This window comes from Xanthomonas sp. WHRI 10207 (assembly GCF_040202975.1).
GTDB lineage: Bacteria > Pseudomonadota > Gammaproteobacteria > Xanthomonadales > Xanthomonadaceae > Xanthomonas.
Genome location: NZ_JBEGDX010000002.1, coordinates 135,738 through 157,767 on the forward strand (window position 1 = coordinate 135,738; position 22,030 = coordinate 157,767).

A 22,030-nucleotide genomic window follows, 5' to 3' on the forward strand; every position below is an offset into this window, starting at 1 on the left:
TCGCGCACTGCAACATGAACTTCGCATGTGACGGCGCAACCGCCAGACTGCGCAAGGTCGCAGCGGGAGCGAGACGTGCGTCTCGACAGGGAGTTTCTTACGCGCGGAAAGCCGGCGGGAATGCCGTTCGCCCACTCTGCGCAACCGCGCGCGCAAGACGCGGCGCGCGGCCCGGGTCGTTCCCGAATATGACAATCGCCTTAGATGGACACCGGCAGCTTGAAGTACGTCCCCAACCCGTCCAGGAACATCTGCACCGAAATCGCGACCAGCAGCATGCCCATTAGCCGCTCGATTGCGGTCAGTGCACGGTGGCCGAGCAATTTGTACAGCAATGGTGCCGATGCCAGGATCGTGGAAGCGCCGATCCAGGCGATCATCAGCGCCAGGCTCCAGTCCCAAAGACGCGTGGGTTCGTTGCTACCCATCAGCATCACCGCGGCCATACCGGACGGGCCGGCCACCAGCGGGATGGCCAACGGCACAATGAAGGGCTCGCCATCGGGGATCTCGCCCATCAGGCCTTCCGGGCGCGGGAAGATCATGCGGATGCCGATCAAAAACAGCACGATGCCGCCGGCGATCGCTACCGATTCCTGACGTAGATGCATCAGTTCCAGCGCGTATTTGCCGCCCCACAAGAACGCCATCAGGACACACAGCGCGATCAGCAGCTCGCGTGCGAGCACGAAGCGCTGACGCTTCGGCGGCAACGGCTTGAGCACGCTGAGAAAGACCGGGATGTTGCCCAGCGGGTCCAGGATCAGGAACAGCAGCAACGCTGCCGACAGAATGGTCATGTGGAAGGGCTCCAGATCGCACCGCGGTGCGGGACACCTGCCATGGACAACAGGGTGACGCAGGCGGACGCGTAACGGGCAGGATCGGCCGCCTCGCTGTCTTCCTGATGGGTAAAGGCGCGCGCGCGCAACGCGGTACGCATCGGGCCAGGTTGCAAGCCGTGGACACGCACCGGACCGGCTGCAGTTTCATGATGCAGGCTGGCGATCACGCCGAGCTGTGCGTGCTGGGCGGCGCCGTATGCGCCCCAGTACGCCTGACCGACGCGTACGGCATCGTCGACGACGAAGACCACGGCCGCGTCGTCCTGCTGCCGCATCAATGGCAGGCAGGCCTGAGTCAACCAGGCGCGTGCGGTGAGGTTGACGTGGATGCTGCGTGCGAAGTCCGCAGGTGCCGCAAGTTCGGCGGGCGTCAGCCCAACGAACTCTGCCGCGCAATGCAGCAAGCCGTGGACGCCACCCAATTCGGACTGCAGCCGCTGCGCCAATGCTGCGTAATCCTCCGCGGTCGCCCCGGCCAGGTCGAGCGGATACAGCAACGGCTCCGGCCCTAGCGCGGCGACGGCATCGTAGACGCGCTCCAGCGGGCGCAGCTTGCGGCCCAGCAGCACCACGGTCGCCCCTGCGGATGCGCATGCCTGTGCAGCAGCGGTGCCCAGCCCGCCGGCCGCGCCGGTGATCAGCACGACCCGCCCGGTCAGTGATGGCGAGAGCGGCTGGCCCTGCACTGCAGTCACGGCTGGTACGCTTCGGTGACGATGCGCTTGAGCTCGCCGGCTTCAAACAGTTCCAGCGTGATGTCGCACCCGCCGATCAACTCGCCATGAATGAACAACTGCGGGAAGGTCGGCCAGTTGGAATAGCGCGGCAGATTGGCGCGCACTTCGGGTTCTTCCAGCACGTTGACCGTGCGCACCTGGTCTGCGCCAGCGGCGATCAACGCCTGCACTGCGCGACTGGAAAACCCGCACATCGGAAACTGCGGGGTGCCTTTCATGAACAACACGATCGGGTGTTGTTCGACTTCGGCCTGGATCCGTTCCATCACCGGCATTGGACTCTCCTGACTGGGAGCGGCAGGCCCGACCGCCGGGTCGGATAGACTTCCGCAAAGGCGCGCATTGTAAGCCTTCAGCGCGACCTGTCGCCGCACTCCCTTCGCTGCCATTGCCATCATGCCGATCGAACACGTTGCACTGCCCTACTCCCGCGCCGCTCTGGAGCCGCATCTCTCGTCCGCGACCCTGGAGGCGCACCACGGCGTCTGTCATCGCGGCGAGGTCGAACGGCTCAATACGCGCATCGAAGGCAGCGAGTTTGCCGAGCTGACGCTGGAAGAGATCATCGCGCAGGCGCAGGGCACGCTGTTTCATCTGGCCGCGCAGGTGTGGAACCACAATTTCTATTGGCAATGCCTGCGGCCACGCGGCGGCGGCGAACCGCTCGGTAAGCTGGCCGACAGCATCGGCACATCCTTCGGCGATTTCGTGCACTTCAAGCAGGAATTCAATCGCGTCGCCTTGAGCAGCTTCGGCTCGGGCTGGGTATGGCTGGTGCAGCGTCCAGACGGCGCATTGGCCGTTGTCGCAACGCCCAATGCATCCACCCCGCAGACCGGGCCGGATACGCCGCTGCTGGCGTGCGATCTTTGGGAACACGCGTACTACCTGGATTACCAGCAAGACCGTGCGCAGTACCTGGAGGCATTCTGGAAGCTGATCAACTGGGATTTTGTCGCCAGCCGGTTGGGCTAGCAGGCGCGTCTCGTTAGCAACGGATCGCTCGCCGATGCACCCACCTGCGCGCACTCAATCGAAGCGCACGCAGTCGCACCACAACCCGCGCGACGCCGCACTGCTGCGTCGCGATCTCTCGGGATTGACACTCAGCCTTTGCGCAGGCGCGCAATCACCGGTTCAACGTGCGCATTGCGCTGCAACGCTATGCCGACCTCGACGAGCGCCTGTGCCAGCATCTGCGGGGTATCGGCACGCAGCGTTGCGTGGCCCACCTTGCGACCATCGCGCGCCTGCTTGCCGTAGTCGTGCCAATGCCCGCCGGGTACAGCCAGAAATGCCACAGCGTCGGGCATCGCACCCAACCAATTAAGCATGCAGGCATGGCCGCGCATCGCGGTGCTGCCCAACGGCAACCCGAGCACAGCGCGCAGGTGATTTTCGAACTGCGAGGTTTCCGCGCCTTCGATGGTCCAGTGGCCGGAATTGTGCACGCGCGGGGCGATTTCGTTGGCGAGCAGTGCGCCATCGCGCACGAATAGTTCGAGGGCAAACACGCCCACGTAGTCCAGCGTGTCGGCAATGGCGCGCGCGTGTGCTTCGGCGACCTCCTGCAACGTTGCGTCCACATTGGCAGGCGCGAGACTGGCCGACAGCACGCCATCGACATGCCAGTTTTCGGTCAGCGGCCACGCACGGAATTCACCATCGCGGCCCCGCACCGCCACCACGCTGACTTCGCGTTGAAATGGCACGAATGCCTCAAGAATCAACCCGACCTTGGCCGCCTGTGCACCCAGCGCAGTCCATGCCGCATCGGCATCGGCAAGCGTCTTGATGCGGAACTGGCCCTTGCCGTCATAACCGAAGCGGCGCGTCTTGAGGACGCACGGCGTGCCGATACGCGCCAATGCAGCGTCAAGCCCGGCGCGGTCGTCGATGGCAGCAAACTCCGGCACCGGAATACCGAGTTCGCGGAACAAGGTTTTTTCGCTCAGCCGGTCCTGCGCCACCGCCAAGGCATCCGGGCGCGGAAACACCGGCACCTGCGCGGCAAGTTGCTGCGCGCTGGCCGCGGGCACGTTCTCGAAATCGAAGGTGATCACATCCACCTGCGCGGCGAACGCAGCGAGCGCGACAGCATCGTCGAACGCGCCCACCTGCAGCGGCGCCACCTGCCCTGCGCAGGCATCGGCTGCCGGGTCGAACACTGCAAACCGCAGCCCAAGCGGCGAGCCGGCCAGCACCAGCATGCGCGCCAACTGGCCGCCTCCCAGAATTCCAACTGTGGTCATTGGCGCGGGTCGTCGCTGGCCATCACATCATCGGTCTGCTTGGCACGGAACTGCGCCAGTGCCTGGCCGATCTGCGGCTGCTCCGGCGCCAACATCGCAGCGGCGAACAATGCCGCATTGGCAGCGCCGGCATTGCCGATCGCAAACGTAGCCACCGGGATACCCGCCGGCATCTGCACGATCGACAGCAGTGAATCCATGCCGTTGAGCGCCTTGGACTGCACTGGCACGCCCAGGACCGGCACCGCCGTCTTGGCCGCCAGCATGCCCGGCAGGTGCGCCGCACCGCCGGCACCGGCAATGATGGCGCGCAACCCACGCGCGCTCGCCTGCTCGGCGTAGGTGAACAGCACATCGGGCGTGCGGTGCGCCGACACTACCTTGACTTCGTACGGCACGCCCAGCGCATCGAGCTTCTGAGCTGCGTGTTGCATGGTCTCCCAATCCGAACGGGAGCCCATCACGATGCCGACCAGCGGCGCGGAGTGGTTGGAGGTCATGGCCCTGCCCTGCGGTAAAGACGTATTCTAGCCAATCTCCACGCAAGACAAGACTTCGATGGATCGCAAACTGCTCGACCTGCTGTGCTCGCCCGACACCCGCCAGCCACTCTCGCTGCTGGACGGCAAAGGCCTGGAAGCACTCAACACCGCCATCGCCGCCGGAAACCTGCAGCGCGCCGACGGTACCGCGCAAAGCCAGCCGCTGCGCGAGGCCCTGATCACCCGCGACCGCAAGCAGATCTTCCGCGTCGACGACGGCATTCCGGTACTGCTGGCCGAAGAAGCCATCGGCACCGCCCAGATCACCGACTTTCCCGACAAGTGAATTCGTCCGTGCGCACCGTGCCGGAGGCGCCGCCCGCCGCGTTGGTCGACGCCGATGTGGCGCGCGCGCTGGCCGAAGACATCGGTACTGGCGATGTAACTGCGGCATTGCTTCCCGATCAAGCCGACAGTGCGTATCTGTTGTGCAAGCAGGATGCGGTGATTGCCGGCCGGCCCTGGTTCGATGCCACGCATCGCGCGCTCGACCCGCAGGTACGCATCGACTGGCACGTGCACGAAGGCCAGCACGTCAGCGCCGGCACGGTGCTGGCCACCCTGCAAGGTCGCAGCCGCAGCCTGGTCAGTGCCGAACGTACCTCGCTCAACTTTCTGCAGACGCTTTCGGCCACGGCTACCACCACCGCGGCGTATGTGGCCGCAGTCGCCGGCACCGGAGCCCGCATCCTGGACACGCGCAAGACGCTGCCGGGCCTGCGCATGGCGCAGAAATACGCAGTGCGCTGCGGCGGCGGCGACAATCACCGCATCGGCCTGTTCGACACGGTGATGCTCAAGGAAAATCACATCCGCGCCGCCGGCTCGTTGAGCGCAGCCGTGCAGGCCGCACGTGCCCAGCAACCGCAGCTACCGCTGGTGGTCGAGGTGGAAACGCTGGCGCAGTTGCGCGAGGCATTGCAGGTGGGCTGCACGCGTATCCTCATCGACGACTTCGATCCGGCGATGCGTCGCGATGCCGTGCGTATCGTCGCCGCGTTGCCGGTGGATCAGCGTATCCCGCTGGAAGTCTCCGGCAGCGTCGACCTGGCCGGCATCCGCGCAGTTGCGCAGGACGGCGTGGATTGCATTTCCATCGGCGGGCTGACCAAACATGTGCAGGCGGTGGATCTGTCGCTCAAACTCGGCCCGGCCCCGCGCTGATTTCACGCGTGCGCGCAGGCTGCTCTGTCAGCCTGCTGCGATTGATTTCGTGCAGGATGTTCGATGACCGTAAGACCCTGGCCGTGGATGTGCCTGCTGCTTGCAGGATTGGGTGGCAGCGCTGCGGCTGCGGAAGTGTGCGATATGCCACCGCGCTTCGGCACCAGCCCTGCAGCCATCGCCATCGTGCGCACGGCCTGCAATGAGCATCGCCTATGGCAGCACCCGTTTATCGACGCCAAAGGCCGCCTTGCCAGCCTGGGCGTGACCGAGGCCGAATCCGGCTATCTCGCCGACCATGGCGTCGTGGCCTGGCAACGCGTCGCAGGCTATTGGCGCGATAGCGGCACGCTTGCCTCGATGGGCGGACGTCCCGGCGCATCGAGCTGCGCCGCACTGGATGGCACCCGCTACACCGCCAGCGACTGTCGCGCGTTCCTGATCGACAACCCGTGGTCGGCCGCCTTCATTTCATGGGTGATGACGCAAGCGAGACTGAGCGGATTCCATCGCTCCGCACGCCATCTGGATTACATCCGCAGCGCGTACAACGACGGCGCCACCGGCCCGTACCAGTTCACCGACCCTGCGGTGGAAAAACCCGCACCCGGCGATCTGCTATGCCTGCTGCGTGGGCGCAACGTTGCACTCGGCTACGCGGGTTTGAAGGCCGCGCTGGGCGGTAGCGCACCGATGCCATGGCAATCGCATTGCGATGTGGTGGTGGCCGCTAACGTCGGTGGCGATCGCACGCTGTATCTGATTGGCGGCAACGTGTTCAACACCGTCATGATGCGCAAGATGCCGCTGGACCGCGCAGGCCGCGTGGTATTGCCGACGCCGCAGTCCGACAGCGCGCAGGATCAGAATGAAGACAGCCTTGGCGTCGCCAGCGAATGCACGCCGGCACACGAAGAATTGTGCGACTTCAACCGACGCGACTGGGCGGCGCTACTGAAGCTGCGTCCTGACGCGGCAATGCTGGCGCCGCCACCAACCGAGCCACTGCCTGCGCCCACCGCACCACCTGCCGAGCAGACGATGCCTCCAGGTTTCCCACGCGTGGTGCCGCCGCGCCCGGAAACGCAGCCGGCGCCGACGCAGCAGCCTGGGTGAGGAAAGATTTAAAGCCCCTCTCCCGGCAGGCTGGTTGAGGTGAGGATGTGGGGCGAAGCCCTAGTGCCGCCTCAACTGCACCGGGCTGCGCACGTACCCTCATCCGCCCCTTCGGGGCACCTTCTCCCGAGGGGAGAATTATCTGACGCATGGCGCCACGCTCTAGCCCCTCTCCCTGCGGGAGAGAGGTTGGCGTGAGGGTACGGGGCGAAGCCATGGCGCCGCCTCAACCGTACCGGGCTGCGCACGTACCCTCATCCGTCCCTTCGGGGCACCTTCTCCCAAGGGGAGAAGTATCAGACGCATGGCGCCACGCTCTAGCCCCTCTCCCTGCGGGAGAGAGGTTGGCGTGAGAGTACGAAGCGAAGCCATGGTGCTGTCTCAACTACACCGGGCTTCGCACGCTCCCTCATCCGCCCCTTCGGGGCACTTTCTCCCGTTAGGAAAAGGAACAAGGCACGGCCTATTCCGAACCGACAACGAAAAAGCGGGCCGAAGCCCGCTTTTCGTGACGCATCAACCAGCGGCGATTACTCGGCCGACGGCGGAACGCCCTCGCCCTCTTCCACTGCCTTGATCGACAGACGGATACGGCCCTGCTTGTCCACTTCCAGCACCTTGACGCGGACCAGATCGCCTTCCTTCAGCTTGTCGCCGACCTTCTCCACGCGCTCGCTGGAAATCTGCGAGACGTGCACCAGGCCGTCCTTGCCCGGCAGGATGGTGACGAACGCACCGAAGTCCATGATCTTGGCGACCTTGCCTTCGTAGATGCGGCCCGGCTCCACGTCCGAGGTGATCTGCTCGATGCGCGACTTCGCAGCTTGCGCGGCGATGGCGTTGACCGAGGCAATGATGATCGTGCCATCGTCCTGGATGTCGATCTGCGTACCGGTTTCCTTGGTGATCGCCTGGATGGTCGAGCCGCCCTTGCCGATCACTTCGCGGATCTTGTCCGGGTGGATCTTGATGGTCAGCAGACGCGGCGCGTAGTCGCTCAGTTCCAGACGCGGGGTGGTCAGTGCATGCGCCATCTCGCCGAGGATGTGCAGACGGCCAGCCTTGGCCTGCTGCAATGCCTGCTTCATGATTTCTTCGGTGATGCCTTCGATCTTGATGTCCATCTGCAGCGCGGACACGCCTTCGGCAGTACCGGCCACCTTGAAGTCCATGTCGCCCAGGTGATCTTCGTCACCCAGGATGTCCGACAGCACTACGAAGCGGTCGTTTTCCTTGACCAGGCCCATGGCGATACCTGCGACCGGCGCCTTGATCGGCACACCGGCGTCCATCAGCGCCAGCGAGCTGCCGCAGACCGATGCCATCGACGAGGAACCATTGGACTCGGTGATTTCCGAGACCACGCGGATGGTGTACGGGAATTCTTCCAGGCTCGGCATCACGGCGAGCACGCCGCGCTTGGCCAGACGGCCGTGACCGATTTCGCGACGCTTCGGCGCACCGAAACGACCGCACTCGCCCACCGAATACGGAGGGAAGTTGTAATGGAACAGGAAGTTTTCCTTGTACTCGCCGCTGACCGCGTCGATCACCTGGCCATCGCGGGCAGTGCCCAGCGTGGTGACCACGATCGCCTGCGTCTCGCCGCGGGTGAACAGCGCCGAGCCGTGGGTACGCGGCAACACGCCGGCCTGCACAGCGATCGGACGCACGGTATCCAGCGCACGACCATCGATACGCACCTTGGTGTCGAGCACCGAGTCGCGCATGGTGTGGTATTCCAGCTCGCCGAATTCCTTCGACAGTTCGGCGGTGTTCCAGCCCTCGGAGGTGACGCGACCGGCCAGCGATTCCATCACGTCTTTCTTGATCGCCGAGATGGCGTCGCGACGCTGCAACTTGTCGCGCACCTGGAAGGCGCTCGCCAGCTGCGTGCCGACGGCTTCCTTCAGCGCGTTGATCAGCGCGGTGTTCTTGGCAGGCGCAACCCAGGTGCTGGGCTTGGTGCCGGCTTCGACGGTCAGCTCGTTGATCGCGTTGATGACTTTCTGCAGTTCGCGATGACCGAAGGTCACTGCGCCCAGCATCACTTCTTCGGACAGCAGCTCCGCTTCCGACTCGACCATCAGCACCGCATTGGCGGTACCGGCAACCACCAGCTCCAGCTGCGAATCCTTCAGCTCGGCGATGGTCGGGTTGAGGATGTACTCACCGTTCTTGTAGCCCACCTTGGCGGCGCCGATCGGGCCGTTGAAGGGGGTACCGGCCAGCGACAGTGCAGCCGATGCGCCGATCAGCGCGGCGATGTCGCCGTCGATGTCCGGGTTCATCGACATCACGGTCGCGATGATCTGTACTTCGTTCTTGTAGTCCTCCGGGAACAGCGGACGGATCGGACGGTCGATCAGGCGCGAGATCAACGTTTCCTTCTCGGTCGCACGTCCTTCGCGCTTGAAGAAGCCGCCCGGGATGCGGCCGCCGGCATAGAACTTCTCCTGATAATCGACCGTCAGGGGGAAGAAGTCCTGCCCTTCGCGCGCGGTTTTTGCGGCGACGGCGGTGACCAGCAGTACGGTGTCGTCCATCTTGACGATGACGGCACCGCTCGCCTGGCGAGCGACTTCGCCCGTCTCCAGGGTGACGGTGTGCTTGCCGTACTGGAAGGTTTTGGTGATTTTTGCCACGGAGGTTTTTTCCTTAGGTGTAACTGTCTTCGTTGGACCGTCGTCGACCCATGCCGAGAACGGGCGGCCGGGAGGCTCCGGCCCATAAACTTGATGGTGCGATGACGCGTTTGCGAACGACCAAAACAAAACCGCGGCGCATCGCTGCACCGCGGTGGTAGGACTCGATTAGCGGCGCAGGCCGAGCTTCTCGATCAACGACTTATAACGCTCGTTGTCCTTCTTCTTCAGGTAGTCGAGCAGGCTGCGGCGACGGTTGACCATCTGCAGCAGACCGCGACGGCTGTGGTGATCCTTCTTGTGGGTCTTGAAGTGACCGCTCAGCAGCTCGATGCGTGCGGTCAGCAGAGCGACCTGCACTTCCGGCGAACCGGTGTCCTGGGCGCTGCGCTTGTTGTCTTCAATAACTTTCTGGGTGTCAACAGACATGATGTTTTCTCGATAGATGCGTGGTCGACAGAAACGTGCATGACGCACCGTCGGACTCGCCGTTTGCTAGGGATAAGCGCGCTTGGCGCTGAGGTGCCCCGATCGGGGCCGCGAAATTGTACCGTTGCACGGCGCCGGGAACAAGTTGACTAAACCTTAACAACCCGGACTTCCGTTCAGTCCATTGAACAGGCGCTGCGGCGACAGCCTGCCGTCAGCGTCAACAACACCAAGGCCTGACGGGCTTCCATCCGGGTCAAATACCGCGACCTGGCCGGTCGGAAATGCAGGATCGCGCAGCCGCTGCCCCATCCGGAAGCGGGTCGCATGGGCCTGGTCGAGGGTGATCTGCGCAAAATCGGCCAACCCGGCCTGGATCGGCAGCAGCAGATCTTCGGCCTGCGTGCCCGATTCCAATGCCGCACTCAACGCCTCCAGCGTCATCATCTGTGGCGACCGGAACGGCTCGACCCAGAGCCGGCGCAGCGAGGCGATATGCGCCCCGCAACCGAGCGCTTCGCCCAGATCGCGGGCCAGGCTGCGGATGTAAGTGCCGGAGCCACAGGTCACGCGCAACTGCAGACGCGGCGCGTGGTAACTGATCAGTTCAATCGCATGCACCTCGACCTCGCGCACCGGCGCCTCGATCACGTCGCCCCGGCGTGCCTTGGCATACAGCGGCTCGCCGCCCTGCTTCAGCGCGGAATAGATCGGAGCCTGCTGCTGGATGCGGCCAATCAACGGCGCCAAGGCTGCGCGTAACGCGTCTTCGGTCAGCGCAGGCACCGCACGCTCGCGCAGCGGTTCACCGTCGGCATCGTCGGTATCGGTGGTGATGCCCAGCACCACCTCGGCGTCGTACGCCTTGGCCGAGCCGAGCAGCAAGCCGGCGATCTTGGTCGCCTCGCCCAGGCACAACGGCAGCAAGCCGGTGGCCAGGGGATCCAGGCTGCCGGTGTGGCCACCTTTTTCGGCCCGCAACAGACGGCGCGCAGCCTGCAGTGCGTTGTTGGAACTGAGCCCGGCCGGTTTATCCAGCAACAGGATGCCGTGCAGCGGGCGATAGACGATGCGGGGTTTCAAAAGATCGGTGCTCGAATCGGGCGCTGTGCGCGTCCGCGGGAATTCAGGGGGGCGGCAATCTTGCCCCGCCGACACAGCGCTTAGCGCTGCTCAGCGTCTTCATCGCTGGACGTGGCCTGCGGACCGACATCGTCCAGGTCACGCAGCAGGTTATCGATACGTTCGCCACGGTCGACCGAGTCGTCGTAGTGAAAGTGCAGCTCGGGCACGTGACGCAGCTTCATCGCGCGCGCCAGCTGCGTGCGCAGCTGCCCGGCGATTTCCTTGAGTCCCTTGACCGCTTCAGCCGAACGCTCCTGCTGCAACGCGGTGACGAATACCTTGGCGTGCGCCAGATCGCGGCTGATTTCGACATCGGAAACGCTGACCGACGGCAAGCCGTGGTCGCGCACGGCCGCGTGCACGATCGTGCCGAGGTCGCGACGCACCTGCGCAGAAACGCGATCGGTGCGATGGAATGATTTGGTTGGCATGGTCGTGGACCTGGTTGATTCGGAGGGCCAGATGGCACCGAAGCCAAAAACGAACGCGGGCGGCCATGCCGCCCTCGCCTTGCAGAACTTGCGTACACCATCGCCTGTGTGGAAGACCGGGGCTCGCAGGCCCCGGCAGCCATTACAGCGTGCGGGCAACCTCGATACGCTCGAAGCACTCGATCTGATCGCCAGGCTTGACGTCGTTGTAAGCCTTCACGCCGATACCGCACTCGGTACCGTTGCGCACTTCGTCGACGTTTTCCTTGAAGCGACGCAGCGATTCCAGCTCGCCCTCGAACACCACGACGCTGTCGCGGAGCACGCGGATCGGCTTGCTGCGCTTCACCACGCCTTCGATGATCATGCAGCCTGCAACCGCACCGAACTTCGAGCTGCGGAACACGTCGCGCACCTGCGCAATACCGATGATCTCTTCGCGGATTTCCACGCCGAGCAGACCGGACGCCACCTGCTTCACCTGATCGATCACGTCATAGATGATCGAGAAGTAACGCAGATCGATGCCATTGGACTCGACGATCTTGCGTGCCGATGCATCCGCACGCACGTTGAAGCCGATCATCGTGGCCTTGGACGCCGCTGCCGAATTCGCATCCGACTCGGTGATGCCGCCCACGCCGGAATGGATCACATTGATGCGGATGTCGTCGTTGGACAACGCCACCAGCGACTGCTTGAGCGCTTCCACCGAACCCTGCACGTCGGCCTTGATCACCAGGTTCAACACCTGCTGGCCTTCGCCCTTGCCCATCTGTGCCAGGATGTCTTCCATGCGGTTGGTTGCCGAGGCGACCAGACGCGATTCGCGGCGCTTGGTTTCGCGCTGCTGTGCCACGTCCTTGGCCAGACGCTCGTCGTCGACGACCACGAAGTCATCGCCAGCTTCCGGCACGCCGGACAGGCCGAGCACCTGCACCGGAATCGACGGGCCTGCCGACGCTGGCTGATGGCCAGTTTCGTCGAACAGCGCACGCACGCGGCCGTACTGAATACCGCACACCAGGTAGTCGCCACGCTTCAGCGCGCCCTGCTGCACCAGCACCGTTGCGACCGGGCCACGACCCTTGTCCAGCGAGGATTCGATCACGGTACCGCTGGCGCGGCCATCGGCCACTGCCTTGAGTTCCAGCACTTCGGCCTGCAGCGAAATCGCATCCAGCAGCGTATCCACACCGGTACCGACCTTGGCCGACACTTCGATGAACTGGGTGTCGCCGCCGAAATCTTCGGCAACCACGTTTTCGGCCAGCAATTCGTTCTTGACCCGCAGCGGATCCGCGCCGGCCTTGTCGATCTTGTTGACCGCCACGATCAACGGAACGCCTGCCGCCCTGGCATGCGCAACCGCTTCCTTGGTCTGCGGCATGACGCCGTCGTCGGCCGCAACCACCAGCACCACGATGTCGGTGATCTTGGCGCCGCGCGCACGCATCGAGGTAAACGCGGCATGGCCGGGCGTATCCAGGAAGCTGATGACGCCACGACCGGTTTCGACGTGGTACGCACCGATGTGCTGAGTGATGCCGCCAGCTTCGCCGGAAGCGATCTTGGTGCGACGGATGTAGTCCAGCAGCGAGGTCTTGCCGTGATCGACGTGACCCATGATGGTCACGACCGGCGGACGCGAGGTGGTTTCGCCCTGCGCGTCTTCGGAATGCGCCAGCAGCGCATCTTCGAAGTCGGCATTGTCCGCACGCACCGCCTTGTGGCCGAGTTCTTCGGTCACCAGTGCAGCGGTGTCGTGATCGATGCTCTGGGTAATGGTCGCCATGACGCCCATCTTGAACAGCGCCTTGACCACGTCGCCGCCCTTGAGCGCGAGCTTCTGTGCCAGATCGGCCACGGTGATGGTCTCGCCGATCGCCACTTCACGCACCACCGGTGCAGTCGGACGCTCGAACCCGTGCGGGCCGCTGTTGCTCTGGTTGCTGCCACGACCGCCATCATTGCCGCGACGCGACGACGACGAACCCGGACGACCGGTCGGCTTGCCACGCACATTGGAACGACGCGCGCGATCGGCGGCCGACAGATGCAGCTGACCAGCAAAGCGCTTGGTCGCATCATCGTCTTCGACGCCAGCCACCATGACGTGCGAACCGCGCGTCTTGTGCTTGGCTGCGTTATTGCGATCATCCGGACGTGCCGGCGTCGCCGGACGCGAAGCGGGCGACGCACCAGCCGGACGGGCCGGACGCGGTGCCGAAGACGGCGAAGATGGTGCACGCGCAGCAGGCGCCGAAGACGGCGTCGGCGCAGCGGCAACCGGGGCCGGCGCACTGGCAGCCGCAGCGGCTTCCTCGGCAGCCTTGCGCTCGGCTTCTACACGGTCTTTTGCGGCCTGCTCTTCGTCGCGCTTGCGCTGAATCGCTTCATCGCGCACACGGTCGCTTTCGGCCAGGGCCTGCTGCTCGTCGAGATTGCGCTGACGCGATGCAGCGAGCTTGGCCAGGATGTCGGCACGCTCTTCGTCCGGCGTCATCGGCACGGCACGGCCGCCGACTTCGTTCTCGGATTTGACGTACGTCCGCTTCTGGCGCACTTCCACGTTGACCGTGGTCTTGGTGCGGCCGGCGCTGACCGTGACTTCCTGCAGCTTGCGCCGATTCAGCGTGATCTTCTTGGCTGCTTCGCTTGCCGCTTCGGCAGGTGCATCGGACTTGCCATGCGTGCGACGCAGGAAGCCAAGCAGTTTCATCTTCTCGGTGCTGGTCACGACCTGGTCGGGACCGCTGAACTTCATTCCGGCCTCGGCCAGTTGAACCAGCAGTTTATCGACCGGCGTGTTGACCAGTTCGGCAAGCTTGCGGATGGTGGTTTGCTGCGACATTCGGATCCTATGATCTGGTTGGCGCCCCCTCGCCCAGAGCAAGGGAAACGCTGATTCTAAGCCCTGATGGGGTCAGGGCGCGGTTCATTGCCGGCTCATTCGCCGCGCTCCAAACGGGCGATCTCCTCGGCGCGGGCCGCCAGGATCAGCGCCGAGGCGCGCTCCTGGGTCATGCCCTCGATGCCGAAGTCGACGATCTCGTCCGCTGCCAGGTCGGACAAGTCCTCGCTGGTACGCACGCCGTGCTCGGCCAGAGCAAAGGCCGTTTCCTCGTCCATCCCCTCCAGCGCCAGCAGGTCCTCGGTGGGCTGAGTTCCTTCCAGGCCTTCTTCCTCGGCCAGCGCGGCGTTGAGCAGCGCATCGCGGGCACGGGCACGCAGTTCTTCGACGATGTCTTCGTCGAAGCCTTCCACCGCCAGCAGTTCGCCGACTGGCACGTAGGCGATTTCTTCGACCGTGTTGAAGCCTTCGGACACCAGGATCGCGGAGATTTCTTCGTCCACTTCCAGGCGATCCATGAACAGCTGGCGCGCCGATGCCTGTTCAGCTTCGGACTTTGCAGCCACCTGGTCGGCAGTCATCACGTTGAGCTGCCAACCGGTCAGGCGGCTGGCCAGACGCACGTTCTGGCCGCCCTTGCCGATTGCCTGCGCCAGGCGGTCTTCCGCCACGGCCAGGTCCATCGAGTGCTTGTCTTCATCGACGATGATCGACTGCACTTCAGCAGGCGCCATCGCGTTGATCACGAAGTTGGCCGGGTTCTCGTTCCACAACACGATGTCCACGCGCTCGCCATTGAGCTCGTTGGACACTGCCTGCACGCGCGAGCCGCGCATACCGATACAAGCACCGATCGGATCGGTACGCGTGTCGTGCGCAATCACCGCAATCTTGGCGCGGTCGCCAGGATCACGTGCGCAGGCCTTGATCTCGACCAGACCCTGACCGACTTCCGGCACTTCGAGCTTGAACAGCTCAATCATGAATTCCGGCGCAGCGCGGCTGATGAACAGCTGCGGGCCACGCGGTTCGGAACGCACTTCGGCCAGATAGCCGCGTACGCGGTCGCCCGGGCGCAGCACGTCGCGCGGAATGCCCTTGTCCTTCGGAATGAAGGCCTCAGCATTGCCGCCCAGATCGACAAAGATATTGCCGCGCTCGGCACGCTTGACCACACCGGTGATCAACTCGCCGACGCGATCCTTCCATGCGTCCACAACCTGCTGACGCTCGGCTTCGCGCACACGCTGCACGATTACCTGCTTGGCAGCCTGCGCGGCGATGCGGCCGAAATCCGGGTTTTCGATCTGTTCTTCGATGTAGTCGCCCACATCCACGCCGTCGGCTTCGTCGATGGCATCCATCAGACGCACCTGGCGATCCGGCGACTCCATCACCACATCGTCGGCGACCACTTCCCAACGACGGTAGGTTTCGTAGTTACCGTCCTTGTGGTCGATGGTCACGCGTGCCAGCACGTCCTGGTCGGGATAGCGCTTCTTCGCTGCGGAAGCCAACGCGGCCTCGATCGCATCGAAGATCACTTCGCGCGGCACGCCCTTTTCGTTGGCCACCGCATCCACTACCAGCAAAAGTTCCTTGCTCATTTAGTCACTCCGCGCGCGGCTTGCCAGCCGCCGACTCGTTGGATGGTTTCTTCTTGTCGTGCCCGGGTTTTTTCGGGCCGGGCTTATTCGGTTTTTGCGGCGCCAGGCCCAAGGCAACCCAATCCGGCAGGATGCGCGCCTTGTCGATGTTGTCGAAGCCGATCTGGACGTCCTTGCCATCGACCGAAAACACTACGGCCTCGGACTCAGACTCGGTACGCAGGATCTGACCCTGAAAACGGCGCCGACCATCCTGCGCAAGCTTCAATACGATCTTTGCGGACTCGCCGGCATGGCGCGCGAACTGTTCGAGGGTGAACAAGGGACGGTCCACACCCGGCGATGACACTTCCAGGGTGTAGTTGCCACTGATCGGGTCTTCGACGTCGAGCTGGGCCGACACTTCACGGCTCACGCGCTCGCAGTCGTCGACGTTGATCACACGCTCGGGCTGTTCGGCCGACGGCACATCGATGTAAAGGCGCAACGTGGCGCCACCTGGCGCGGGGAGATACTCCACGCCCAGCAGTTCCAAGCCCAGGGACTCAACCGTTGGACTCAGCAGATTCGCGATTTCGGTCGCTTTTTCGCTCACAGACTGCCCTGATCAAATGATTGCCAGTAGAACCCCGGCAACCGGCAGCAAACTTTCCGGTTCCGGAAAAAACAAGGGGCCCGATGGGCCCCTTGCGTGAAAAAAACCCGACCTCTCAGGGTCGGCGCAAAGACGGGAACATGCGTCTTTGCGATCCAAGAACATGAACTGCTGCCCTAAGGCAAACTGCATTAAAGCAGCAATTCAAACTTGGTAGCGGGGGCAGGATTTGAACCTGCGACCTTCGGGTTATGAGCCCGACGAGCTGCCAGACTGCTCCACCCCGCAGCAGAAGCGGAATTATGAAGAACTTGAGCGGCAATTGCAAGCCCTAAGTTTTTCATCTGTTGAACACTTTGGCGAGTGTCCAACGTCGCGGCGAATGATAACCGCAATGCAACAAAAACGAAACACCAATCACAACTTTATTTCAGATCCGCGCCATACACCTGCGGCAAACGCCGCTGCGTCAGCATCGCGCGCATCTGCCCGCTTACGCGAGACCGGCAAACGCGCGCTGGCACCACACCATGATCGGGCTCCAGGCCAGACCCAGCGCAAGCAACGCGAGTGCATTGACGCCCAGCACCGTGCCCAGGACGCGATCGTTGTTGGCGGGCAACGGCTCACCGACCGGTTCGTCGAAGTACATGACCTTGATGACACGCAGGTAGTAGTAAGCACCGATCACCGCGCACAGCACACCTACCAGCGCCAGCCACAGCATGTCGCCCTTCACCGCCGCGCCCAGCACGGCGAGCTTGGTCCAGAAGCCGAGGAACGGCGGAATGCCCGCGAGCGAAGCCATGATGCACAGCACCAGACCGGCCATCCACGGGTTACGCGCATTGAGCCCCTTGAAGTCGTCGATGTTCTCCGCTTCAAAGCCATTGCGCGACAACGCGATGATCGCGCCGAACGAAGCGGTCGACATGATGGTGTAGCTCACTGCGTAGAACATCGCAGCCGCATACCCTTCTTCCCCGCCACCGGCCACGCCCATCAGCAGGAAGCCGATGTGCGACACCGTCGAATACGCAAGCATGCGCTTGAGATTGGTCTGCGCGATGGCCATCAGGTTGCCGATGACCAACGACAGTGCCGACAGCCCTCCAATCAGCAGATGCCACTGCGGCGACAACGGACCCATACCCACTTCCAGCAGGCGGTAGGCCATGCCGAATGCAGCCAGCTTCGGTGCCGAGCTGATAAACAACGCGATCGGTGCCGGTGCGCCCTGATAGACGTCGGGCAGCCACATATGGAACGGCGCGGCGCCCAGCTTGAATGCAACGCCGGCGATCATGAAGATGGTGCCGGTCAGCAGCAGTGTGCGTTCGCCCGAGCCGTCGATCGCGTCATGGATGCCCGCCAGGCTCAGTGTGCCGGTAGCGCCATAGACCAGCGACATGCCGTACAGCAGCAGACCCGACGCCAACGAACCCAGCACGAAATACTTCATCGCCGCTTCGGTGGCCAGGCCGTTGTCGCGATTGGATGCGACCAGCGCGTACGAACATAGCGCCAGCAGTTCCAGTCCCAGATAGACCATCAGCAGACTGCCGGCCGAGGCCAGCAGCATCATGCCGGCGGTGGCGAACAACACCAACACCGGGATTTCGCCCTGATAGAGATTGCGCTCGCGCAGGTAGGTCCAGCCATACACCAGGCTCAACCCGCTGACGAGCACGATCACCGTCTTCATGACATCCGCAGCGGTATCACGCACGAACATGCCATTGAAAATGTCGCCCTGCCCGCCCGTGCCGGTTGCCAACAACGCAAACACCACGGCCAGAACAGCGATAGAGAACAAGTGGGTCCAGACCTTGTTCCGCTGGCTCATGAACAGGTCGAGCATCAGCAGTGCGAAGGCGCCGCCGATCAGCACCAGCTCCGGAACAAGCGGAGCCAGGTCAGCGGTGGTCAACGGCGCGAGCGTTGGCGTGGTCATCATCAAATCCTGAAAATCGGTACGTACGGCAAGCAGTTACAGCTTGGTCGCGGCAATCTGGGTAGCCAGCTTGGCGATCGATGGTTCCATCAGATCGGTCAGCGGCTTCGGATACAGGCCCAGGGCCAGCACGCCAGCAGCGAACACCCCCAGCACGAAGGCCTCGCGGCCATTGATGTCCTTCAGCTCGGCCACGTGCGCGTTGGCCACTTCGCCGAAGAACACGCGCTTGTAGAGCCACAGCGTGTAGGCCGCAGTGATCACCAGCGTGGTGGCGGCAGCGAAGGCAACCAACGGATGCTTCTGGAAGCTGGCCAGGATCACCATGAACTCGCCGACGAAACCGCTGGTACCCGGCAGACCGGCATTGGCCATGAAGAACAACATCGCAAAGGTGGCGAACCACGGCATCACATTGACCACGCCGCCGTAATCGGCGATGCGACGCGTGTGCATGCGGTCGTACAACACCCCGATGCAGGAGAACATGGCGCCGGACACGAAGCCGTGCGAAATCATCTGCACCATCGCGCCTTGCAAGCCGAGACGCGCAGCGTCGGTGCTGCCGTACTCACGCACCAGCGTGAAGGCAATGAAGGTACCCAGGGTGACGAAGCCCATATGCGCGATGGACGAGTACGCCACCAGCTTCTTCATGTCTTCCTGCACCAATGCCACCAGACCGACGTAGACCACCGCGATCAGCGACAACGCAATGACCAACCAGGCGAACTCGTGACTGGCGTCAGGCACGATCGGCAGGTTGAAGCGCAGGAAACCGTAGCCGCCGATCTTCAGGGCGATCGCTGCCAGGATCACCGAACCGGCGGTCGGCGCTTCGACGTGTGCATCCGGCAGCCAGGTGTGCACCGGGAACATCGGCACCTTGACCGCAAAGGCGATCAAGAACGCGAAGAAGATCCAGGTCTGTTCCTTGGCGGTCAGCTGCAGCGCGTACAGGTCGGCGAGTTGGAAACTGCCGCCCTTCAGATACAGGTAGACCAGACCCACCAGCATCAGCACCGAGCCGAGGAAGGTGTAGAGGAAGAACTTCATCGCCGCATAGATACGCCGCGGACCACCCCAGACACCGATGATCAGGAACATCGGGATCAGCATGGCTTCGAAGAAGACATAGAACAGCATCGCGTCGGTGGCAGCGAAGATACCGACGGTGACGCCTTCCAGAATCAGGAACGCGGCGACGTACTGATTGACGCGCTTGTCGATCGAGCGCCAGGCGCCGATCAGCGCCAGCACCGTTACCAATGTGGTGAGCACGATCAACGCGACCGCGATGCCATCCACGCCCAGGTTGTAGCCGATGTTGTAAGCCGGAATCCAGGCATGCAGTTCGATGAACTGCATCGCGTCATTGGCGGTGTCATAGCCCAACAGCGGCAGACTCAGCACAAAGGTCGCCACAGCCACCGCCAAGGACGCCCAGCGGGCAGTCTCGGCGTTGCGCAACGCAAGGATCAGGGCGCCACCGATAATCGGCAGCCAGATCAAGATAGACAGTAAAGGCCAGTTCGACACGTTTTCTTATTCCGTACAGGTCAACGCCAGAAATGCATCAGTACCGCCAACAAGGCGATCAAACCGATGATCATTGCGAAGGCGTAGTGATAGAGGAAACCGGATTGCGTGCGACGCAGCAAATTTGCAGCCAGGTCGATCAGTCGGGCAGAACCATTGACGACCACACCGTCGACCACATGGGTGTCGATTGCGCGTGACGCCTTGCCAAGGACAACACCGCCACCGGCGAAGCCATTGATCCACAGCTTGTCGAAGCCGTATTTATTTTCCAGCAGCCACACGATCGGCGCGAACGCCTTGCGCGACTTGGTCGCCAGGTCGGGCTTCCACAGATAGAACAGCGCGGCCAGCAACAGACCGGCGACCGTCAGGAAGAACGGCGCCGCCATCATGCCGTGCAACGCGAACGCGACCGGGCCATGGAATTCTTCTGCGAGCGCACCAACGGTGTCGCGCGCCGGATCGTAGAAGTCCACGATGCCGGTGAAGAACGACACGGCCTGCCCCTTGAGCGCGTGCGCCGCGTGGTGGCCCTGCCAATCGGTACCGAACAACATCGGGCCGATGGTGAAGAAACCGATCGCCACCGACGGAATCGCCAGCAGGATCAGCGGCAACGTCACCACCCACTTGGACTCGTGCGGCTCGTGAACACCGTGGTGACCATGGCCGTGATCGTCGTGGCCATGACTGTCATGCGCATGTGCATCATGCGCGTGGCTGTCGTGGGCATGCACCTGTGCTTCTGCATCGGTGCGCGCACTGTCGTGATGTGCATGCGCATCATGCGCATGAGCATCGCGAAAACGCTCCTTGCCGTGGAAGGTCAGGAACAGCAGCCGGAAGCTGTAGAAGCTGGTGACCAGCACGCCGCCGAGCACGGACCAGTAGCCGTAAGTCGCGATCCAGCTATGCGATTCGTGCGCGTGGTGCGCAGCGGCTTCGATGATGGTGTCCTTCGAGTAGAAGCCCGAGAAGAACGGCGTACCGACCAGTGCCAGCGTACCGATCACGCTGGTCCAGTAGGTCACCTTCATGTACTTGCGCAGGCCGCCCATCTTGCGCATGTCCTGCTCGTGGTGCATGCCGATGATGACCGAGCCCGCCGCCAGGAACAGCAGCGCCTTGAAGAAGGCATGCGTCATCAGGTGGAAAACGGCGGCCGAATAGGCCGACACGCCCAGCGCCACGGTCATATAGCCGAGCTGGGACAGCGTCGAGTAAGCGACCACGCGCTTGATGTCGTTCTGCACGATGCCGATCAGGCCGGTGAAGAAGGCCGTGGTCGCACCGATGAACAGGATGAAGTTGAGCGCGGTTTCCGACAGCTCGAACAGTGGCGACATGCGTGCCACCATGAAGATGCCAGCGGTGACCATGGTCGCAGCATGGATCAGTGCCGAGATCGGGGTCGGGCCTTCCATCGAGTCAGGCAGCCACACATGCAGCGGCACCTGCGCCGACTTGCCCATCGCGCCGATGAAAAGGCAGATGCAGATCAGCGTCATCACACTCCATTCGTGGCCCGCGAACAACTGCACCTTGGCGTTGGCCATGGTGGTCGCGTTGGCAAACACGGTGGAGTAATCCAACGAGCCGAACCACAACAGCACGCCGGCGATTCCGAGAATGAAGCCGAAGTCGCCCACGCGGTTGACCAGGAACGCCTTCATGTTGGCGAACACGGCAGTCGGGCGCTTGAACCAGAAACCGATCAGCAGGTACGACACCAGACCCACCGCTTCCCAGCCGAAGAACAGCTGCAGGAAGTTATTGCTCATCACCAGCGTCAGCATGGAGAAGGTGAACAACGAGATGTAGCTGAAGAAGCGCTGGTAGCCGGGATCTTCTTCCATGTAGCCGATGGTGTAGATGTGCACCAGCAGCGACACGAAGGTCACCACAACCATCATCATCGCGGTCAGGCGGTCGACCATGAAGCCGACATGCGCGGAGTAATTACCGACGTCGAAGAAGGTGTACAGGTTTTGGTTGAACGGGCTGGCGCCCTGCTCCACCAATTGGTACAGCGTCAGGCACGACAGCACGCAGCTGACAGCCACACCGAGGATGGTGACGTATTGCGCGCCCTTGCGCCCTACCTGGCGACCGAACAGGCCGGCGATGATGCTGCCGATCAGCGGTGCAAGCACCACCGCAATCAACAGACTCTTGGAGAGAGTGATTTCCAT

The 22,030-nt window shown here is 63.1% G+C and carries 19 protein-coding genes and 1 tRNA gene; 4 read left to right on the forward strand and 16 right to left on the reverse strand.

Annotation, left to right across the window (positions count from 1 at the left end):
• Positions 1-200: 200 nt before the first annotated feature.
• Genes ABQU90_RS06170 through grxD form a run of 3 tightly spaced genes read right to left on the reverse strand, consistent with a single transcriptional unit; the run spans position 201 to position 1,857 of the window.
• The gene (locus ABQU90_RS06170; protein ID WP_005996031.1) at positions 201-800 is read right to left on the reverse strand and encodes a YhgN family NAAT transporter; all 600 of its coding nucleotides are present in this window, start codon (positions 798-800) and stop codon (positions 201-203) included.
• Complete coding sequence (locus ABQU90_RS06175; protein WP_323521170.1) at positions 797-1,540, reverse strand: SDR family NAD(P)-dependent oxidoreductase; 744 nt, start codon at positions 1,538-1,540, stop codon at positions 797-799. The genes ABQU90_RS06170 and ABQU90_RS06175 overlap by 4 nt, the downstream gene beginning before the upstream one ends.
• Complete coding sequence (grxD, locus tag ABQU90_RS06180; protein WP_055850119.1) at positions 1,537-1,857, reverse strand: Grx4 family monothiol glutaredoxin; 321 nt, start codon at positions 1,855-1,857, stop codon at positions 1,537-1,539. The genes ABQU90_RS06175 and grxD overlap by 4 nt, the downstream gene beginning before the upstream one ends.
• Before the next feature lie 121 nt (positions 1,858-1,978).
• On the opposite strand from grxD, the gene ABQU90_RS06185 reads away from it, so the two are divergent.
• Positions 1,979-2,557 carry a superoxide dismutase gene (locus ABQU90_RS06185; RefSeq protein ID WP_323514920.1) on the forward strand — a complete coding sequence of 193 codons (579 nt, stop codon included), beginning with the start codon at positions 1,979-1,981 and terminating at the stop codon, positions 2,555-2,557.
• Between the two features lie 131 nt (positions 2,558-2,688).
• Here the strand turns inward: ABQU90_RS06185 and ABQU90_RS06190 are convergent, their stop codons facing one another.
• Together ABQU90_RS06190 and purE are read right to left on the reverse strand one after the other, a co-directional pair.
• The gene (locus tag ABQU90_RS06190) at positions 2,689-3,834 is read right to left on the reverse strand and encodes a 5-(carboxyamino)imidazole ribonucleotide synthase (RefSeq protein WP_323521171.1); all 1,146 of its coding nucleotides are present in this window, start codon (positions 3,832-3,834) and stop codon (positions 2,689-2,691) included.
• Complete coding sequence (purE, locus tag ABQU90_RS06195) at positions 3,831-4,334, reverse strand: 5-(carboxyamino)imidazole ribonucleotide mutase (protein WP_115562410.1); 504 nt, start codon at positions 4,332-4,334, stop codon at positions 3,831-3,833. Before purE ends, ABQU90_RS06190 begins: the two co-directional genes overlap by 4 nt.
• A gap of 58 nt (positions 4,335-4,392) precedes the next feature.
• Here purE and ABQU90_RS06200 point away from each other — a divergent pair, with 58 nt between their 5' ends.
• The 3 genes from ABQU90_RS06200 to ABQU90_RS06210 all read left to right on the forward strand — a co-directional run bounded on the left by ABQU90_RS06200 (position 4,393) and on the right by ABQU90_RS06210 (position 6,656).
• On the forward strand, positions 4,393-4,662 hold the full coding sequence (locus ABQU90_RS06200) for a Trm112 family protein (protein ID WP_055850108.1): 270 nt from the start codon (positions 4,393-4,395) through the stop codon (positions 4,660-4,662).
• On the forward strand, positions 4,659-5,540 hold the full coding sequence (gene nadC, locus ABQU90_RS06205; RefSeq protein ID WP_323521172.1) for a carboxylating nicotinate-nucleotide diphosphorylase: 882 nt from the start codon (positions 4,659-4,661) through the stop codon (positions 5,538-5,540). The genes ABQU90_RS06200 and nadC overlap by 4 nt, the downstream gene beginning before the upstream one ends.
• Before the next feature lie 63 nt (positions 5,541-5,603).
• Complete coding sequence (locus ABQU90_RS06210; RefSeq protein ID WP_115554116.1) at positions 5,604-6,656, forward strand: DUF2272 domain-containing protein; 1,053 nt, start codon at positions 5,604-5,606, stop codon at positions 6,654-6,656.
• 530 nt (positions 6,657-7,186) lie between these two features.
• On the opposite strand, the gene pnp is transcribed toward ABQU90_RS06210, so the two are convergent.
• The 11 genes from pnp to nuoL all read right to left on the reverse strand — a co-directional run bounded on the left by pnp (position 7,187) and on the right by nuoL (position 22,030).
• A complete protein-coding gene (pnp, locus tag ABQU90_RS06215; protein ID WP_323521173.1) occupies positions 7,187-9,301 on the reverse strand; it encodes a polyribonucleotide nucleotidyltransferase in 2,115 nt (704 codons plus the stop codon).
• 168 nt (positions 9,302-9,469) lie between these two features.
• Entirely contained in the window at positions 9,470-9,730 is a 261-nt protein-coding gene (gene rpsO, locus ABQU90_RS06220; protein WP_055850100.1) for a 30S ribosomal protein S15, read from the reverse strand.
• A 156-nt stretch (positions 9,731-9,886) separates the two neighbouring features.
• On the reverse strand, positions 9,887-10,813 hold the full coding sequence (gene truB, locus ABQU90_RS06225) for a tRNA pseudouridine(55) synthase TruB (RefSeq protein WP_323521174.1): 927 nt from the start codon (positions 10,811-10,813) through the stop codon (positions 9,887-9,889).
• A gap of 80 nt (positions 10,814-10,893) precedes the next feature.
• Positions 10,894-11,286 (reverse strand): 30S ribosome-binding factor RbfA, encoded by a 393-nt coding sequence (gene rbfA, locus ABQU90_RS06230; RefSeq protein WP_005991395.1) that lies wholly within the window; start codon positions 11,284-11,286, stop codon positions 10,894-10,896.
• Positions 11,287-11,428: 142 nt separating this feature from the next.
• Complete coding sequence (infB, locus tag ABQU90_RS06235; protein WP_055850096.1) at positions 11,429-14,140, reverse strand: translation initiation factor IF-2; 2,712 nt, start codon at positions 14,138-14,140, stop codon at positions 11,429-11,431.
• Between the two features lie 95 nt (positions 14,141-14,235).
• Positions 14,236-15,747 carry a transcription termination factor NusA gene (gene nusA / locus ABQU90_RS06240; RefSeq protein WP_055850094.1) on the reverse strand — a complete coding sequence of 504 codons (1,512 nt, stop codon included), beginning with the start codon at positions 15,745-15,747 and terminating at the stop codon, positions 14,236-14,238.
• Positions 15,748-15,751: 4 nt separating this feature from the next.
• Positions 15,752-16,342: a ribosome maturation factor RimP gene (rimP, locus tag ABQU90_RS06245; RefSeq protein WP_323514925.1), complete on the reverse strand. Its 591-nt coding sequence runs from the start codon at positions 16,340-16,342 to the stop codon at positions 15,752-15,754.
• 211 nt (positions 16,343-16,553) lie between these two features.
• A tRNA-Met gene (locus ABQU90_RS06250) sits at positions 16,554-16,630 on the reverse strand.
• A 205-nt stretch (positions 16,631-16,835) separates the two neighbouring features.
• The gene (gene nuoN, locus ABQU90_RS06255; RefSeq protein ID WP_115514561.1) at positions 16,836-18,296 is read right to left on the reverse strand and encodes an NADH-quinone oxidoreductase subunit NuoN; all 1,461 of its coding nucleotides are present in this window, start codon (positions 18,294-18,296) and stop codon (positions 16,836-16,838) included.
• Positions 18,297-18,332: 36 nt separating this feature from the next.
• Positions 18,333-19,835 (reverse strand): NADH-quinone oxidoreductase subunit M, encoded by a 1,503-nt coding sequence (locus ABQU90_RS06260; protein ID WP_055850090.1) that lies wholly within the window; start codon positions 19,833-19,835, stop codon positions 18,333-18,335.
• A 20-nt stretch (positions 19,836-19,855) separates the two neighbouring features.
• Positions 19,856-22,030 (reverse strand): NADH-quinone oxidoreductase subunit L, encoded by a 2,175-nt coding sequence (gene nuoL, locus ABQU90_RS06265; RefSeq protein ID WP_323521175.1) that lies wholly within the window; start codon positions 22,028-22,030, stop codon positions 19,856-19,858.